The 18,714-nt window shown below is 40.6% G+C and carries 17 protein-coding genes; all 17 read right to left on the bottom strand.

The window, feature by feature from the left end:
- Positions 1 to 35: 35 nt before the first annotated feature.
- Positions 36 to 1,973, bottom strand: coding sequence for an acetate--CoA ligase (locus ACY2V1_RS07440; RefSeq protein WP_461834167.1), 1,938 nt, complete (start codon positions 1,971 to 1,973; stop codon positions 36 to 38).
- A 55-nt stretch (positions 1,974 to 2,028) separates the two neighbouring features.
- Entirely contained in the window at positions 2,029 to 2,904 is an 876-nt protein-coding gene (gene sucD, locus ACY2V1_RS07445; protein ID WP_461834168.1) for a succinate--CoA ligase subunit alpha, read from the bottom strand.
- A gap of 10 nt (positions 2,905 to 2,914) precedes the next feature.
- Positions 2,915 to 4,072 carry an ADP-forming succinate--CoA ligase subunit beta gene (gene sucC / locus ACY2V1_RS07450; protein WP_461834169.1) on the bottom strand — a complete coding sequence of 386 codons (1,158 nt, stop codon included), beginning with the start codon at positions 4,070 to 4,072 and terminating at the stop codon, positions 2,915 to 2,917.
- A 95-nt stretch (positions 4,073 to 4,167) separates the two neighbouring features.
- Positions 4,168 to 4,569, bottom strand: coding sequence for a methylmalonyl-CoA epimerase (gene mce, locus ACY2V1_RS07455; RefSeq protein WP_461834170.1), 402 nt, complete (start codon positions 4,567 to 4,569; stop codon positions 4,168 to 4,170).
- Positions 4,570 to 4,760: 191 nt separating this feature from the next.
- Positions 4,761 to 6,317 carry an acyl-CoA carboxylase subunit beta gene (locus ACY2V1_RS07460; RefSeq protein WP_461834171.1) on the bottom strand — a complete coding sequence of 519 codons (1,557 nt, stop codon included), beginning with the start codon at positions 6,315 to 6,317 and terminating at the stop codon, positions 4,761 to 4,763.
- Between the two features lie 44 nt (positions 6,318 to 6,361).
- Positions 6,362 to 8,005 carry an acyl-CoA mutase large subunit family protein gene (locus tag ACY2V1_RS07465; protein ID WP_461834172.1) on the bottom strand — a complete coding sequence of 548 codons (1,644 nt, stop codon included), beginning with the start codon at positions 8,003 to 8,005 and terminating at the stop codon, positions 6,362 to 6,364.
- Positions 8,006 to 8,032: 27 nt separating this feature from the next.
- Positions 8,033 to 8,950 carry a methylmalonyl Co-A mutase-associated GTPase MeaB gene (meaB, locus tag ACY2V1_RS07470; RefSeq protein ID WP_461834173.1) on the bottom strand — a complete coding sequence of 306 codons (918 nt, stop codon included), beginning with the start codon at positions 8,948 to 8,950 and terminating at the stop codon, positions 8,033 to 8,035.
- Complete coding sequence (locus tag ACY2V1_RS07475) at positions 8,947 to 9,351, bottom strand: cobalamin B12-binding domain-containing protein (RefSeq protein ID WP_461834174.1); 405 nt, start codon at positions 9,349 to 9,351, stop codon at positions 8,947 to 8,949. The genes meaB and ACY2V1_RS07475 overlap by 4 nt, the downstream gene beginning before the upstream one ends.
- 55 nt (positions 9,352 to 9,406) lie before the next feature.
- A complete protein-coding gene (gene mdh, locus ACY2V1_RS07480) occupies positions 9,407 to 10,339 on the bottom strand; it encodes a malate dehydrogenase (protein ID WP_461834175.1) in 933 nt (310 codons plus the stop codon).
- Positions 10,340 to 10,693: 354 nt separating this feature from the next.
- Positions 10,694 to 12,712, bottom strand: a complete 2,019-nt coding sequence (locus tag ACY2V1_RS07485) for a pyruvate carboxylase subunit B (protein ID WP_461834176.1) — start codon at positions 12,710 to 12,712, stop codon at positions 10,694 to 10,696.
- Between the two features lie 15 nt (positions 12,713 to 12,727).
- Positions 12,728 to 12,943 (bottom strand): hypothetical protein, encoded by a 216-nt coding sequence (locus tag ACY2V1_RS07490; RefSeq protein ID WP_461834177.1) that lies wholly within the window; start codon positions 12,941 to 12,943, stop codon positions 12,728 to 12,730.
- A 20-nt stretch (positions 12,944 to 12,963) separates the two neighbouring features.
- Entirely contained in the window at positions 12,964 to 13,503 is a 540-nt protein-coding gene (locus ACY2V1_RS07495) for a Fe-S-containing hydro-lyase (protein ID WP_461834178.1), read from the bottom strand.
- The gene (locus tag ACY2V1_RS07500) at positions 13,504 to 14,343 is read right to left on the bottom strand and encodes a fumarate hydratase (RefSeq protein WP_461834179.1); all 840 of its coding nucleotides are present in this window, start codon (positions 14,341 to 14,343) and stop codon (positions 13,504 to 13,506) included.
- An 11-nt stretch (positions 14,344 to 14,354) separates the two neighbouring features.
- Positions 14,355 to 15,122 (bottom strand): fumarate reductase iron-sulfur subunit, encoded by a 768-nt coding sequence (locus ACY2V1_RS07505; protein ID WP_461834180.1) that lies wholly within the window; start codon positions 15,120 to 15,122, stop codon positions 14,355 to 14,357.
- A gap of 34 nt (positions 15,123 to 15,156) precedes the next feature.
- Positions 15,157 to 17,001 carry a fumarate reductase flavoprotein subunit gene (locus tag ACY2V1_RS07510; RefSeq protein WP_461834181.1) on the bottom strand — a complete coding sequence of 615 codons (1,845 nt, stop codon included), beginning with the start codon at positions 16,999 to 17,001 and terminating at the stop codon, positions 15,157 to 15,159.
- A gap of 29 nt (positions 17,002 to 17,030) precedes the next feature.
- Positions 17,031 to 17,681, bottom strand: coding sequence for a succinate dehydrogenase/fumarate reductase transmembrane subunit (locus ACY2V1_RS07515; protein WP_461834182.1), 651 nt, complete (start codon positions 17,679 to 17,681; stop codon positions 17,031 to 17,033).
- A gap of 142 nt (positions 17,682 to 17,823) precedes the next feature.
- Positions 17,824 to 18,714: response regulator (locus tag ACY2V1_RS07520; protein WP_461834183.1), on the bottom strand; the 891-nt coding region annotated here is incomplete at its 5' end.

Here is an 18,714-nt window from a genome sequence, read left to right on the forward strand (position 1 = left end):
ATCAAGGGCCAGCTATAAACTGGCCCTAATTCTCGCTATTTACCTAATTTAGCAAGTGCTTCTTTTACTTCTTCAACAGATGCCTCTTCTTCTATTGTAGAAATATCACCAATATCTTCATTACTCCATACCTTTTTAAGTACCCTTCTCATGATCTTACCACTTCTAGTCTTTGGAAGTATATCAACAAATTCAATGCCTTTAAATACCACTATTGGACCCAGGGCATTTCTTACGTATGCTATAAGTTCTTTTTCCAATTCTTCTGAAGGCTCATATCCAGATTTAAGTACTACCAACCCGAGACATATCTGTCCCCTGAGCTCATCAGGCACTCCAACAACTGCAGCCTCACCAACAGCTGGATGATTTACAAGGGCGCTTTCAACCTCAATTGTCCCTATTCTGTGGTCTGAAATCTTGATAACCTCATCTGCACGTCCGGAGAACCACACATATCCGTCTTCATCTATTGTCGCAGCATCACCACAATAGTAAGAACCAGTTGTGGCCAAAGTATTTTCCCAATACTCATCCTTATATTGCTCTGGATTTTCCCACAATGTGGCTGTTAAACCAGGCCATGGTCTTTTAATTATCATTGTGCCTTTTTCGCCTGGCAGTAAAGTTCTGCCTGTGAGTTCATCTACCACCTCTGGGACAATGCCAGGAACAGGATATGTTGCAGATCCTGGTTTTATTGGAAATAGTTGAAGTCCATATGGATTGGCAAAAAGTGGACCTGAAGATTCTGTCTGCCACATGTGGTCAATTACAGGGATTCTATCCTTAAAAACCTTTTTCTGGAGCCATTCCCAGACTGGTGGATTTAAGACCTCACCAGCACTAAACACCCTCTCAAGAGAGGAGAGGTCGTGCTTTTCCGCCTGTTCAATTCCAAGCATCAAAAGGGCCCGAGCACCTGTTGGGGATATCCACCAGCCAGTTGCCTTATATTTCTCAATAATAGCCCACCACATATCCTTTTCAGGATAATTTGGCGTACCTTCATAAAGAATAGAAGTACAACCAGCTAAAAGTGGTTCATAAACATTGTAGCTGTGTCCAACAATCCATCCTATATCAGAGGTACAGAACCACACATCTTCTGGTTTTCTTCCATAGATCCACTGTCCCATACAATAAATATAGATCTGATATCCGCCGTGCCGTTGTACAGTTGGTTTTGGTTTTTTTGTTGTGCCTGATGTCGGAAGTATAAAGAGTGGTTCATTAGCCTCAAGTTCTACATATCCTCCATCCTGTCCTTCTCCTCCATTTAAAAACTCTTCCCAAGTAATATCTCTGCCCTTTTCCATGTTAACGGAATATTCACCAACCTTGTACCCAGGCCTTGAGAATACAGCCACTGTACCAACCTTGTAATCAGCCATCTGCAGGCCTTTATCAAACATATCTTTTAGAGAAACCATCTTTCCTGCCCTGGATCCAATATCCTGAACAAGGGCAACCTTTGGTTTTGTTAGATCTATCCTGTCTGCTATAGCCTTTGAAGAAAAACCAGCGAATACTGCTACATGGATGGCACCAATCCTAGCACAGGCCAGCATTGCAGCTGCAGCATCGGCAGACATGGGCATATAGAGCATTACCCTATCGCCCTTTTCCACACCCACACCCCTCAAAGCAGCAGCATACTTTTCCACTAACTCAAGGAGTTCCTTATAGGTGAGGATCCTGTCTTCTCCCCTCTCTCCACTAATTTCAATAAATGCGGGCTTATCTCCATACCCTTTGAGAATCTTATAATCCAAACAATTATAACAGATATTTGTTGTTCCACCAACAAACCATCTAAATGTGGGATACTCCCAAACAAAGGTCTTTTCCCATGGTTTAAACCAGTGAATATTGTTCATACACCATACAGCTGCCTCATTCCAGAATCCTTCAGGATCATTCTTTGCGTACTCCCACATTTTCTTGTAATCTCTTAAAAAAAGCTTACCCATCTTCCCCTCCTTTCTATAAGGTTTATAAAAACTTAAAAAAACCAGACACCAAATTTTATAGACCAAACACCTCCTTGGCAAATTCACCAAAGGATCCCAGATCTTCACAAACAGCAATACCAGCCTCCTTTAAAGCTGCGATCTTTGCCTTGGCAGTTCCCTTTTTACCACTAATAATAGCTCCTGCATGTCCCATTCTCCTGCCAGGAGGTGCTGTAAGCCCAGCTATAAATCCAACAACTGGCTTAGTCATATTTTTTTTAATAAACTCAGCAGCCCTCTCTTCTGCATCTCCTCCAATCTCTCCCACCATAACTACCCCTTTGGTATCTTCATCTTGTTCAAAGGCCGCCAGTGCATCTATAAAATTTGTGCCTATTATAGGGTCCCCTCCAATACCAAGACAGGTGGTCTGTCCAATACCCATTTGTGTGAGTTGATACACAACTTCATATGTCAGTGTTCCAGATCTGGAAACAACTCCAATTGGTCCACCTGGTTTATGGATGTGACCTGGCATAATGCCTACTTTACACTCACCAGGGGTAATAATTCCAGGACAATTTGGCCCAATTAACCTGCACTTTTTACCCCTTAAATAATTTTTTACCTTGAGCATATCCAGCGCAGGAATCCCCTCAGTTATTGCGACAATCACTTCAATTCCTGCATCTATCGCCTCTAAAATAGCATCTGCTGCAAAGGCTGGTGGCACAAATATTAAAGAACAATTTGCCCCAGTTTTCTCTTTTGCTTCCATCACAGTATTAAAAACAGGAACATCGTCCATCTTCATTCCGCCTTTTCCAGGAGTCACCCCTGCAACCACCTTAGTCCCATAGCTAATACACTGTCTTGCATGAAAACTACCTTCTTTTCCTGTTATACCCTGAACTACTACCCTGGTATCTTTGTTAACAAATATACTCATGGCCTACTCCTTATACTACCTCTGCAATCATCTTTGCAGCCTCTTTTAAGTCTTTAGCAGTTTTTAAATTCAACCCTGAATTTAGCAAAATTTCCCGTCCTTTCTCAGCATTGGTACCTTCCATTCTCACCACCACAGGCACATGCACTCCGACCTTTTTGGCTGCTGCAACCACACCTTCTGCAAGTACATCGCACCTCAAAATTCCACCAAATATATTAATTAATATTGCCTTTACATTCTTATCGCTGAGTAAAATTTTGAATCCATTTTCTACCATCTCAGCGCTGGCACCACCACCAACATCTAAGAAATTAGCTGGTTCGGCCCCAGCCCTTTTAATCAAGTCCATGGTAGCCATTGCAAGGCCAGCTCCATTTACAATATTTCCAACATTTCCATCTAATTTAATGTAATTTAAACCGTATTTTGACGCCTCAACCTCTAATGGATCCTCTTCTTGTATATCTCTTAGCTCCATTATCTCCTTATGCCTAAAAAGACCATTATCGTCAAAGTTTATTTTTGCATCTAAAGCTATCCACTTACCTTCCTTAGTTAAAATAAGAGGATTTATTTCAACAAGGGAACAATCAAGGTCTACAAATATTGAGTAAAGGGATTTTACTATGGCCATAAGGGGCTTTTGTAACTCTTTCTCAATATTTAACCCAAAGGCTATGTTCCTCAAATTGTGGCCACTTATGCCTATTAATGGATCAATAAAGACCTTTATTATCTTTTCAGGACTTTTTTCTGCCACCTCTTCTATGTCCATACCACCAGCTTCGCTTGCCATTATCACTATCTTTTCTGAAGAACGATCCATTACAACTGCCATATAGTATTCTTTCTCAATGTTTAATCCCTCTTCCACCAATACTTTTCTCACCACCTTACCTTGTGGACCAGTTTGGTGGGTAACTAAAACCATATTGAGCATAGAATCTGCTAATTGAGAGACTTCATCGAGAGAATTGGCCAGTTTTACACCACCTGCCTTTCCCCTGCCTCCAGCATGCACCTGTGCCTTTATAACCACTGGAAAGGCACCAAGCTCCTTTGCAGCATCTATTACCTCTTGTTTTGTAAAGGCCACCTTTCCTTTTGGAACAGGTATGCTGTATTTTTTAAATATCTCTTTTGCCTGATACTCATGTATTTTCATGGATATCCACCTTTTAAATTTTACTTTTCCATTTTAGATTTCCCATTCACTTAACTAGCCTTTTTACGCACCTATCATTTACCTCATACAACTTTCTATTCTTTAGAACAAAATTCAGTGAGTACTCCATGGGTGGATTTAGGATGCAAAAATGCCACCTTTTTGCCTCCAGCACCTGGAACAGGTTCTTCATTTATGAGCTTACATCCAGCATCCTTTGCCTTTGCTAATTGTGCCGCAATATCATCACTATAATATGCAATGTGGTGGACGCCTTCTCCATTTCTCTGCAAAAATTTGGCAATGGGACTATCTTCAGCAGTGGGCTCAAGGAGCTCTAAATGAACCCCTCCAATATCAAAAAAAGCTGTCTTGACCTTTTGTGTAGGAACTTCCTCAATTTTCTCACACTTTAGCCCTAATGCATTTTCATAAAATCTTACTGCTTCATCTAAAGATTTTACTGCTATTCCAATATGGTCTATTTTTTGTAACATATCTTACTCCTCTCATTTATTAGTGAACGTTGAGCAATGATTCGTGATTAGTGAATAGGAAAAGGAATGAACCACTACACCAATAACCACTAACCACTACACCACTATACCACTAACCAATATACCAATAACCAATAAACCACTATACCACTACACCACTAACCACTACACCAATTTTTACTCCTCTTATTTTACATTGGTATATTGCCATGTTTTTTCGGTGCCCTGGCATCTCTCTTGGTCTTAAGTAATTCCAGTGCAGCAACAAGTTTTGGTCTTGTAGCTCTTGGCTGAATCACTGCATCAATATAACCCCTCTCAGCAGCCCTGTAGGGATTAGCAAATAGTTCTTCATATTCAGCAATCTTCTCCTTTCTCTTTTCTTCAGGATTCTCTGCAGCCTTTATCTCTTTTCTGTATATTATATTCGCAGCACCTGAAGCACCCATTACTGCTATCTCAGCTGTAGGCCATGCATACACTACATCCGCCCCTAGGTCCCGAGAACACATAGCAAGGTACGCACCACCATAGGACTTTCTTGTAATAAGCAACATCTTGGGCACAGTTGCTTCTGAATAACACCATAGAAGTTTTGCCCCGTGTCTGATTATGCCACCCCATTCTTGATCTGTACCAGGAAGGTAACCTGGAACATCTGCTATTGTTAGCAGAGGAATATTAAAGGCATCACAAAATCTAATAAATCTTGTTGCCTTATCAGAGGCATTGATATCTAAACAGCCTGCAAATACCTTGGGTTGATTTGCAATGATTCCTATGGGATGTCCATTTAACCTGGCAAAACAAACCACTATATTTTGTGCATAGTATTCATGTGGTTCAAAAAATTCTCCATTATCAACAATTGCCCTTATAACTTCCTTCATATCATAGGGCTGATTTGGGTTATCTGGAATAATCTTATCTAACTCAGGTGCTTCCCTGTTTGGTGCATCTGTTGGAGGCTCATATGGAGGATCTTCCATATTATTAAGTGGCAAATATGAAAGCAATTTTTTTATTTTCATTATAGCGTCTTCATCTGATTCGCATGCAAAATGAGCAACTCCACTTTTCTCATTATGGACCATTGCGCCACCCAAATCTTCAAAACTCACTTCCTCACCTGTCACAGACTTGATAACCTGTGGACCTGTTATAAACATAAAACTGGTCTTTTTCACCATAAAAATAAAATCTGTCATTGCAGGGGAATAAACAGCACCGCCAGCAGTTGTACCCATTATAGCAGAAATTTGAGGAATAACACCTGATGCATTTGAGTTCCTGAAAAATATCTGTCCATATCCAGATAAGGCATCCACCCCTTCCTGGATCCTTGCACCACCAGAGTCATTAAATCCAATCACAGGAACACCTACTTTCAAAGCCAGATCCATAACCTTACAGATCTTTTTTGCATGCATCTCTCCCAGGCTCCCAGCCCTGGCTGTAAAATCTTGAGAATAGGCACAAACTGGTCTCCCATTGACAAGGCCAAAACCAGTAACCACCCCATCTGCAGGTATATTCACCTTTTCCATGCCAAAATTTGTGCACCTGTGCTTTACAAACATATCAACTTCTTGGAATGTCCCGTTATCAAATAAAAGATCCAACCTTTCCCTTGCTGTAAGTTTACCTTTTTCCTTATGTTTTTTTATGGCCTCCTCTCCCCCCATTTTCATTACTTCTTGTTCCAGTTCCTTTAGTTTTTTTATCTTTTCTTCTGTGGTCAGGGCCATACAAACTCCTTTTGTTTATTATTTACAATATATATTTAATCTCACTAATCCCTATATTCACCAAAAACTTCCCTCAAAACCCCACAAATTTCGCCAATAGTGGCATATTCCTTAACCGCTTCAAGGATTGGGTCCATTAGGTTCTCATCTCCCCTTGCAGCATCCTCTAACCTCTTTAAACATGCCTCTACCTTAGAATTGTCCCTCTGTTCCCTTACCTTTTTGACCCTTTCTACCTGTCGTTTTTCAACTTCTTTATCTATCTTTAAAATTGGGACTTTTACAGTATCTTTGGATTGAAATTCATTTACTCCTACAATTATCCTGTCTTTAGTCTCTATCTGTCTTTGATATTCATAAGCAGAATCTTCTATCTGTCTCTGGATAAATCCTGCCTCTATAGCAGATATCACACCTCCCATATCATCAATTTTTTGAATTAATGAAAAAGCATCTTCTTCTATCTTATCAGTAAGCTGTTCAACTAGATAAGAACCACCCAAAACATCTATTGAATTTGCCACACCAGACTCATAGGCAATAATCTGCTGAGTTCTCAGGGCAGTTCTCACAGAATCTTCTGTTGGGAGGGTAAGGGCCTCGTCCTTGGAATTTGTGTGCAAGGATTGAGTACCACCAAGTACTGCAGCCAATGCCTGCAGGGCCACCCTAACAACATTATTGTCAATTTGCTGGGCTGTTAGGGTATGTCCAGCAGTCTGGGTATGAAACCTGAGCATACATGCCCTTGGATCTGTTGCACCAAAACGCTCTTTCATGATCTTTGCCCACATACGCCTTGCTGCCCTGAATTTTGCAACTTCTTCTATTATATCAGTAGTTGCGTTAAAGAAAAAGGAAAGCCTTTTTCCAAAGACATTTACATCCAGCCCAGCATCAATTGCAGTTTGAACATATGTACATCCATTGGCCAGGGTAAATGCCACTTCCTGAACAGCTGTTGAACCTGCTTCCCTGATATGATAACCTGAAATAGAAATTGTATTAAAAAGTGGCGTATTCTTAGTGCACCACTCAAATATATTTGTTATAATCCTAAGTGATGGCCTTGGCGGAAAGATATATGTTCCCCTGGCAACATATTCTTTTAAAATATCATTTTGAATAGTACCCCTAAGCTTTTCCCTTGGAACCCCTTGCTTTTCTCCAACTGCCACATACATGGCAAGGAGTATTGATGCTGGAGAATTAATGGTCATGGAAGTAGAAACTTTATCCAAAGGGATCTGATCAAATAAAATCTCCATATCAGCTAAAGAATCTATTGCCACTCCAACCTTTCCAACTTCTCCTTTGCTCATTGGATGGTCAGAGTCATATCCAATCTGGGTGGGTAGATCAAAGGCCACAGAGAGTCCTGTCTGTCCTTGCTCCAGTAGATATTTATACCTTTCATTGGTCTCTTTGGCAGTGGCAAAGCCAGCATACTGCCTCATGGTCCACAGCCTGGAGCGGTACATTGTGGGCTGCACACCCCTTGTAAAGGGATACTGGCCTGGAAATCCCAGCTTTTCCAAATATTCGTCATCTATTTCTTTGGGAAGTCCAAATCGGGGCAGATCAAGCCCTCCCGTGGTTTTAAATTCCTTTTTTCTCTCAGGGAACCTTGCTAAAACTTTTGATAAAACCTTTTCTTCCCATTCTTTATATTTTGGATGATTTGACATGTCCCACCCCTTTTTCCTTAAAAAATTTTAGTTTAAAAGCACATCTTTCAGTTCTGATGCCACCTTTGATGCCACTACCCTGGGATCTTTGTCTAAATTTGTATCCACTGAATCTATCTTTTTCTCTATATCACTTCGTATCATCTCTATAACCCAGTCAGTGATTTCCTTTTTTCTATATTCAATGCGCTTTTGTTGTTTTATCCCTTTTTTCTCATTTTCTAAGTAAATTTTTTCCATTGCATGGTAAAGCTTATCTACCCCTTTCCCTTCAGAGGCAATTGTAAGTATTACTTCTGTTCCCTTTTCCCTGGCAATCTCATTTAATTCCACAGCCAGCATCTGTGCCTCAGGCTTGTCTGCCTTATTCACAACCATAACATCAGCCACTTCCATAAGTCCTGCCTTTAAGGCTTGAATATCGTCACCCAGTCCTGGGGCAGACACAAGGGCGGTTACATCAGCAATCTTTACTATATCTATCTCAGACTGTCCTACTCCCACAGTCTCTATAATGATGGGATTACATCCACTAGATGCCAATATCCTGCACACTGCACCTGCTGATGCACAAAGCCCACCCAACCTACCACGGGTGGCCATGGACCTAATCACAACATCCATATCAAGGGAATGTTCCATCATCCTTATTCTATCCCCGTGGATTGCACCACCAGACAAAGGAGAAGAGGGATCAACAGCTATCACACCAACCCTTTTGCCAAGTTTCCTGCAGTATCCGACTATCTTTCCTGTTAAGGTGGATTTACCAGCCCCAGGAGGACCAGTGATACCAAAGACCATTGTACTATCAATTGCCTCCTTGTCCAGGGAAGACAATAAATCTTCAACTAAAACATCCCCATTTTCCACCATGGTAATAGCCCTGGCAATGGCCCGGGGCGATCTTTCTTTTATTCCTTTAATTATTTGTTCTATGTTCATTTATTTTCACACAATTCTCTAAAGGTTTTGATTATTTCTTCCATTGGAGTACCTGGAGTAAATACCTTTTTAATCCCTCTTTTCTTTAATTCTTCAATGTCCTCTTCTGGAATTATCCCTCCGCCAATAACTGGTATATCCGATGCCCCATGTTTTTTTAAGGCATCTACTACCTCTGAAAATAGTTCCATATGGGCACCAGACAAGGATGATAGGCCAACCACGTCCACGTCCTCTTGAATGGCCGCCATTGCTATTTCCTCAGGAGTACGTCTAATTCCAGTATAAACAACCTCAAAACCACTATCCCTAAGTGCCCTAGCTATACACTTTGCCCCCCTATCATGACCATCTAGTCCTGGTTTACCAATAAGCACCCTATAAACTTTTTTCTCCCCCATAAAAGCCCCCACTTCAAAATTTTTAAGGCCCAGATAAAATGGGCCTTATTATTTCCTAAATCTTTATCTTTGCCACTAAATTTTTCACTGCTTCAACAGACTTTTTAAAGGCCTCTTCCTCTTCTGGAAGTAGTTCTATTTCTATTACTTCTTCTACACCATTTCCTCCAAGTTTTACAGGAACCCCTACAAAATAACCACCAACATTGTACTCCTTATCACAATAAGCAGCACAGGGGAGAATACGTTTTTTGTCCTTTAAAATAGATTCAGCCATTTGTACTGCAGCAGCTGATGGAGCAAAAAATGCACTTCCTGTTTTAAGCAGAGATACTATCTCTCCTCCGCCTTTTCTGGTTCTCTCAACCATCGCATCTATCTTTTCCTTTGGCAAAAGCTTAGTTATAGGGATGCCTGCAACTGTGGAATACCTTGGTAGAGGTACCATCTGATCTCCATGTCCGCCAAGCACAAATGCTGTAACATCTTCCACTGATACATTTAGTTCCATTGAAATAAATGTCCTGAACCTGGCTGAATCCAAAATACCAGCCATTCCAACCACCCTATTTGTAGGAAACCCACTTACCTTGTGGGCAACATAGACCATGGCATCTAAAGGATTGGATACCACAATGAGGATAGCGTTTGGTGAGTACTTTGCAACCTGCTCTGTTACTCCTTTTACAATCTCTGTATTCTTTGCCAGCAAGTCATCACGGCTCATTCCAGGCTTTCTTGCAAGACCAGCAGTGATTATAACAACATCAGAATCTGCTGTATCCCGATAATCATTGGTTCCAATTATGTCTGAGTCAAATCCTTCGATTGGAGAGGCCTCTCGCAAATCAAGCCCTTTTCCCTGGGGCATTCCCTCAACTATGTCCAATAGACATACATCTCCAAGTTCTTTGCTGGCAGCCCAATGAGCTGCAGTTGCTCCTACATTTCCTCCACCTATTATAGAAATCTTTTTTCTTTTATGCATAAATAACTCCTTTAAATTTTGTGTATTGGTGTATTGGTGTAATAGTGTATTTGTGTATTGGTGTAGTGGTTCACCGTTCTTCCCTCTTCCTGTTCACCGTTCCCTCTTCCTGTTCACAAATCGCAAATCAACTGGGCAATTCATGAATTGCCCCTACAATTGGGCAAATATGGAATTTGCCCCTACGCCCTGTTCACAAATCACGAATCACCAATCACGAATCACTGGCCACCGTTCCCTCTTCCTATTCACGAATCACGAATCACGATTATTGGTGCATCGTCCACCCATCAACCCGTCCACTCATCCACCCATCCACCCATTCACGAATCACTAATCACGAATCACTGTTCACTATTCACCAATCACAACCAATACCTGACCCTTTGATACATTTTCTCCTTCTTTCACCCTGATCTCTTTAATCACACCAGAGGCTGGGGCTGTGATTGAATTTTCCATCTTCATTGCCTCTAGGATGAGGAGGACATCTCCTTCTTCTACCTGATCACCTACATTTTTCTCAAGTCTAATTATAATTCCAGGCATTGGTGCCTCTACTGGTGTACCTGAAACTGGCGCATCGGCCTTTTTCTCTTGTTTTGGCTCTTCTTTTTTAGGAGCAGATGGAGCTGGTTTTGGAGCAGGAGCTTGTGGAGAAGGCTGCATTGGTTGAGATTGTTGTGATTGAGCCATACCTGGCATAAACCCTGGCATTGGTGTTATCTGGGTAATCATTGGCTGACCATCTGCAGAATCCACTTCTACCTTAAAGTATTCATCGTCAACAAACACATTAAAGGTCCTGAGATTTGCACTCTTCTCTGGGGCCTCTTTCTCCACTTTTTCCACCAAAAGTCCCTTTTTGGCCTTTTCAATAAGCTCCTGTTCCCTCTTTACATCTTCCATTGTCTTGGGCTTCATCTCTTCAGGCATCTCTTCAAGCCCATATTTTATCCTGAGAAACTTTTTACCAGTAGTGGGATAAAGGGCATATATGAGGAGATCATCCATATCTTTTGCCAGATCACCGATCTCTTGTTTGGCCTTTTCTAACTCTGGTTCAAGGATATCAGCAGGACGTCCAGTAAATGGAGTCTCACCCCTAGGATACCCTTTAAGGGCCTTCTTTTGGACCTCAGGATCAATTGGAGCAGGAGTCTTACCATAAAGGCCATAACATAAATCCTTGACCTGGGCTGTAATCATCTTATACCTTTCATCAGGCGTATCAAAGAGCACGTTATTTACAGTCTGTGTACCAACTATCTGAGAAGTTGGAGTGACCAGGGGAACCTGACCAAGTTCTTTTCTCACTCTTGGCAATTCTTTAAACACTTCTTCTAATTTATCTATTGCATCCATTTCTCTGAGTTGATTTACTAAATTTGACAACATACCACCTGGTGTTTGATGTAGAAGCACATTTACATCTATTACAGAGATCCTGTCATCGAGTAGGTGCCTGTATTTTGGTGTAATCTCTTCAAAATGTTTCGCACACTTAATTAACTGTCTTAAATCAAGGCCTGTATCCCTATCTGTGCCTTTTAGTGCTACTACAATTGGTTCCACGGCTGGGTGGGATGTCCTGTATGCCCAGGGAGACAGACATGTATCAATAATATCAACCCCTGCCTCAATGGCCTTGAGCATTGTCATATCAGCCATACCTGAAGTAAAATGGCTGTGGAGGTGGATTGGTACTTTTACAGTCTCTTTTAACGCCTTTATCAAAACATAAGCATCATAAGGGGCCATAAGACCTGCCATATCTTTTATACATATGGTATCAGCCCCCATATCCTCTAATTCTTTGGCCTTATCTAAGTAATACTGTAGATTATAAACAGGTCCTCCCATTCTCTGCTCTGTTAAGGAATAGCAAATACTTCCTTGAAAGTGTTTTCCATTCTCTTTGATTACCTTAACTGCAGTTTTAAAATTTCTAAAATCATTTAATGCATCAAAGACCCTGAATATATCTATTCCATTTACACAACATCTCTCAACAAAGGCCTCTGCAACATCATCTGCATAATTTCTGTATCCTACTAAATTTTGCCCCCTAAGAAGCATGGAGAGTGGAGTATTTTTGATGTGTTTTTTAAACTGCCTCAACCTCTCCCATGGATCTTCGCCCAAAAATCTATGACAGGCATCAAATGTAGCACCACCCCACACTTCCATAGAATAAAACCCTACTTTATCCATTTCTTCTGCAATTGGGAGAAGGTCTTCTAAATAAGCCCTTGTAGCAAATAGGGACTGATGCCCGTCCCTCATTGTGAGGTCCTGTATCTTTACTGGATTTTTGACTTCTACCTTATCTTCCAGGGTACCTGCCTCAAGTACTCCATGTTTTTCTACCATAACATACTCCTTAAATTAAAATTTACACAAACGATATTGCCAATTAAAACGTCTTTCCATAATACTCATTCTGCCAGCAAGAGACCAAGGGCTGATAATGGGAAGATTCACCTGTGGCTGAATAACTGGTATTTGAGCCTGCGTAATCTGGGACACAGCAAGCGCCTCTTGCTCAAGATACATATATATAGCAGCAGAAATTGCTGCTACTATTTTTTTCTTTCTATCCATGGGAAAACAACTCCTAATGATCAAAGTTTTGGTTTAACGTAAAGTTCGCCACCATATACATCGTTTATAACTAAGGTCGGAAAATCCTCAACTACTAGTTCCCTCACGGCCTCTGGACCTAAATCTTCATAAGCTAATACCTTGGCATCCTTTATTCTCTGAGATAAAAGTGCCCCTGCACCTCCTGTTGCCCCAAGATATACTCCCTTGTATTCCTGCATGGCCTTTTTCACCTCATCTGAACGCTTTCCCTTTCCAATAGATGCTTTAAGACCCAGTTTATACAAAGTTGGGGCATATGGATCCATCCTATAACTTGTAGTCGGCCCTGCAGAACCAATTGGTCTTCCAGGAGGGGGAGGGGTCGGCCCTACATAATAAATCACCGACCCTTGTATGGGAAAAGGTAGTTCTTCTCCTCTATTAATTGATTCAATCAGCCTCTTGTGGGCCGCATCCCTGGCTGTATAAATTATACCAGAAATTAAAACCACATCTCCAGCCTTTAGCTTTAAAATATCCTCATCTGTTAAAGGGGTTTTTAACTTGTATGTATTCATCTAAAAAATTACCTCCTTATACCTTGCAGAATGACACTGAATATTTACTGCAACTGGCAGAGAGGCTATATGACACTCCTTAACATTGATTTTTACTCCCAGGGCAGTGGTCTTTCCTCCAAGACCCATTGGACCAATTCCAAGATGATTTATTGCGTCAAGCAACTCTTCTTCTTTCTTTGCTATGTCCTCATCTGGATGTCTATCTTTAAGGGGCCTAAATAAGGCCTTTTTCGCAAGTATTGGAGCATAGTCAAAGGTTCCACCAATACCAACACCAACTATTATTGGAGGACATGGATTTGGACCAGATTCAGCCACCCTTTTTACCACAAATTCTTTAATCCCTTCCCAGCCAGCAGCAGGGGCCAACATGGTACACCTGGACATGTTCTCACTCCCACCACCTTTTGCCATAAATAATACCTTTAAACTATCCCCTTTAACCAAATCATAGTGAATCATTGCAGGGGTGTTGTCACCAGTATTTTTTCTAGAAAATGGGTTACAGAGGGATTTTCTAAAATATCCTTCTCTATATGCATCTACCATTGCCCTTGTTAAGACATCTGATATGTGCTCTCCCTGGATTTTGACCTCATCTCCAATCTCTACAAAAAATATTCCTACACCAGTATCCTGACAAAGAGGTAGTTTACTCTCCCTGGCCAGCTTTGAGTTTTCAAGGAGCTGAGATAGAACTTCCTTTGCTGAATCTAGAGTTTCATTTTTATAAGCCTTTTCAATAGCCTCTTCTACATCCTTAGGTAAGTTGCACCCTGCCTCTAAAATAACCTGTTTCATTTTAGAATAAATATCATCAGAATTAATAACTCTCATAACTATCTCCACTACTTTTTTTTCTTGGAAAATACAGAAAATAACTTACCAACCTTCCCGCCTAAGGATGCAATAGCCATCTTCCTTCTCATAATCCCCAGTTGATCCTGAAGAGGAATCTGTTTTGGACAAACATCTTCACAACCAAGTAGTCCCATACACCCAAACACACCTTCATCTGTACCAATCACTTCAAAGTACTCTTCATCTGTCCTCTCGTCCCTGGGATCTATGTAAAATCTGGCTATTTTATTAATAGTAGCAGCACCAAGAAAATCTTCCCTCATCCTGGCGGTTCCACATGCTGCAATACAACACCCACATTCAATGCATCTATCCAATTCAAATATCTCGTTGGCCAGATCATTATCCATCCTTTCTTCCAATGCATTTGGATCAAAGGTCTTGGTTGTGTGCACCCAGGCCTCTATCTTTTTGGCAACCCCTCTAAACCAGGTACCTGTATCCACTGAAAGGTCACCAATCAATTTAAAAACTGGGAGTGGATGCAGGACAATCTTATCTGGCAAGTCCTTGGTTTTGGTTTTACAGGCAAGTCCAGGCCGCCCATTTATCACCATTGCACAGGACCCACAAACTGCTGCCCTGCATACAAAATCAAATTGAAGGGATGGATCCTGTGTCTCCCTTATTTCATTTAGGGCCAAAAACAAAGTCATATTGTCCTTTTCTTCAAGATAATATGTCTGCATATGAGGCTTTGAGTCAGGATCCATTGGATTGTAACGGAATATTTCAAAATGAAGTGTTCTACTCATGGTCTCCTCTCTCTTTAAATATTTTTTAATTTACTTACTTATTATCACCTGATTTTTCGTCCTCGTCTGATGGGATTACCTTCCCTTCTCCATAGCCCCTGTCACCTGGGGGCAGATGAAATACCTTTGAAGCAGGTTCATATTCCAAAGTTGGCAAATCATCCCCTTGTTTCCATGTAGCCAGTGTCCTGGTTAACCACTCTTTATCATTTCTATATGGATAATCTTCACGATAATGGGCACCCCTGCTCTCTTTTCTCTGCAAAGCACCATAGGCAATACAAAGGGCTACTTTAATCATCCCAGGAAGTCTCAGCGCTTCAGCAAGCTCTGGATTTGCTCCAATCCCGTTGGATGCAAGGGACAATTTTTTACTCCTATCAAGCAGTGTCCTGAGAGAGTCCACTGCCTCCTGTAAATCCTTTTCATTTCTAAATATACCAACCTTCTCCATCATGATTTCCTGCATTTCATCGCGCAACTTATATACATTTTCACCACCAGATGAATTTTTTAATTTTTCAATACGCTCTTTTTGTTTTTTAACCTCAGCTGTTGCATATGAAGTTTTAATATTAACTTCATATCCTTTTAAGAATTCAACGATCTTTTCTCCAACAATCTTTCCTGCAACAACTGTCTCAGCAAGGGAATTTCCACCTAGTCTGTTAAATCCGTGTAGATCCCAACAAGCTGCCTCACCTGCTGCAAAGAGACCTTTTAGTCCATATGCAGCACCATCTTTATTTGTACGAACACCACCCATGCTGTAATGTTGTGTTGGCCTAACAGGAATTAGTTCATGAATAGGATTAATACCAAGAAAATTCATACAAATATCGTATACTTCTCTTAATTTTGTGGTAATGTGCTTTTCTCCAAGATGTCTAATATCAAGCCACAAATGGTCTCCATAAGGGCTCTTCACCCCAAAACCCTTTCTAATATGCTCTGTCATGCGCCTTGACACAACATCCCTGGACGCAAGCTCTGCCTTCTCAGGCTCATAATCAGGCATAAATCTATATTCATTTTTATCTAGCAGGGTTCCTCCATCACCCCTGCACCCTTCTGTAACCAGGATATCTGTTGGAACGATCCCTGTTGGATGAAACTGAACTGCCTCCATATTCCCAAGGGGCACGATTCCAGTATCAAGGGCTAATATAAGACCTGTACCCTGATTTATCACTGCATTTGTTGTGTGTTTATAAATACGCCCATAGCCGCCAGTTGCAATTAAAACTGTTTTTGCAAAATATACAAGCAGTTCCCCGGTCCTCAGGCACCTTGCAACTACTCCCAAACAATTCTCCCCATCGTGAATTAGAGATAAGGCCTCAACTCTATCGTGAACCTCTACTCCAACTTCCAGGGCCTTGCAGTCCATGGTGTATAAAACAGAATGACCTGTTCCATCTGAGGTATAACAGGTCCTCCACTTGGCAGTACCCCCAAAGGCGCGTGCAGTAATAAGACCAGCCTTTTCTTCTTTTTCATAGACCTCAAATTTTTGACCGCCTTTAAAATAAACAGCTGGTCCTGGGACCACCCTATTCCAGGGAACACCCCAAAAAGCAAGTTCCCTCATAACAATTGGGGCAGTATCCACAAAAAGCCTTGCCACCTCCTGATCACATCCCCAGTCTGATCCTTTTACTGTATCCTCAAAATGGACATCTGGAGAATCTCCTTCACCCATTGCACAATTTCCAAGGGCTGCCTGCATACCTCCCTGGGCAGCACAGGAATGGGATCTCCTGGGGGGAACTAAACTCAAAACTATACAATTAAATCCTGCTGAAGCTGCCTCTATGGCTACCCTTTCTCCAGCAAGACCTCCACCAATACACAACATATCTGTATAAAAGGTCTGCATCTTCCTTACCCCGCTTATTCTTTTTTAAGTTAGACTTTTAGAAAATAAAATCTAAGTAAATTTAATAACTCAACAACAACATACACCCCAATCAAATAATATATACATTTAAGTGCCTTTGTCCTTTTTGCTCTTGTAACCACTCCCCATTTAACTCCAATTCTATAGAGCCCAATACAACCATGGAGTGCACCTACTATTATGAGAAGGAGGTAAAAAATGAGCCAAAGACCAGTTTCAAGTTCATGTGCTCCCTTTGCAGCAGTTATTGGTAGGTCTGACAAAACAGTCCACATATGAATTGAAGCAATTACCAACAAAATTGCACCAGTTATAGCCTGAATTACCCAAAACCAGGTATCCCTGTGGTGCATCATCTTGGCATGACGAACAATCAACTTCTGCTCCTTGGTCCTAAAAGGCATCTTCCTGGCACCCAAAAAGCCATGAAGCAAAAATAGAAAAAATAGAATAGGACCTCCTACCTGTGCAAGGTAAGTTCTCTCAAAAAAAGCAGCCACAAAATCAAAAGACTTTGCCCCCAAAAGGACAGTTCCAACAAATAACATGTGGGCAAACAAAAAACACACCAGAGTTAAACCTGTTAACATCTGAAGCCAATCAAGCCACCCGGCCAACCTGTGCCCTTTAAAGGACTCAACAGTAGTATCTACCGACATAGCAAGCCTCCATAAGGTTTTGGTTAAAAAATAAAACACCTATCAATTATCTTTTTCTTATTATACGAAACTTTATTAAATAAAAACTTCTCTAACTGCAATACTGGAAAAATTTGTATATAATACGTAGGTAATATAAGTATTAATTAAATTCCCTTTCAAGAGATGAAAGATAGGTGGTAAGATTTATGTTTTTATTTAGGATTCCGAGTTTTTTTCTTATGTTATGTCTATGGGTATCCACTGTCCTCTTGGACAGGTTCAAAATTTCTGCAATTTCCTTAGTAGGTTTACCAGATCTAATTAGTTCTACTATCTGTAATTCTGTTGGGGTGAGTCCATACCTCTGACTTAAGGTCCTCTGATAAGGAGATACTATTTCTTTTAATTTTTGTTCAATTATATTTAAAATTTCTACCTGCTTATTTGTTAATCTTGTTTGTTTTAACTTATCCAAAAAAGGCTCAACAACCTGTTCTACATTATAGACTATTTGTTTCCCAAAATCCTCTTTATGTTCCTGTTTTTTTTCCAAAAGGACTTTTAAGGCAACATTCATTTCTTCTAATTTTTTATTGGCCTCAAGGAGCTCTTTTGTCCTCTTTTTTATCCTTACTTCTAACTCCTGGTTAATTTTTTTTAGCTCCTGCCGCGCCCTTTGAAGTTCCAAATGGACACTAACCCTTGCCAACACTTCCTCTTTTTGAAATGGCTTAGTAATGTAATCAACACCTCCTGCCCTAAATGCCTTTATTTTCTCTACAGTATCTTTGTGAACACTTATAAAAATAATAGGAATATCTCTTGTTTTTGGGTCATTTTTCAATGTTTTACACACCTCGATCCCACTTATCTCTGGCATGACAATATCCATGAGTATTAAATTTGGAATCTTTTTTTCAACAAATGACAAAACATCTTTTCCCTTTTGTGCTACAGCTATGTTGTAACCTTCACTAAGCAAAATATTACCTAATACCTGTAAATTATGAACATTGTCGTCTACTATTAAAATAAGTTTTGACTTATCCAA

Source organism: Desulfothermus sp. (assembly GCF_053993635.1).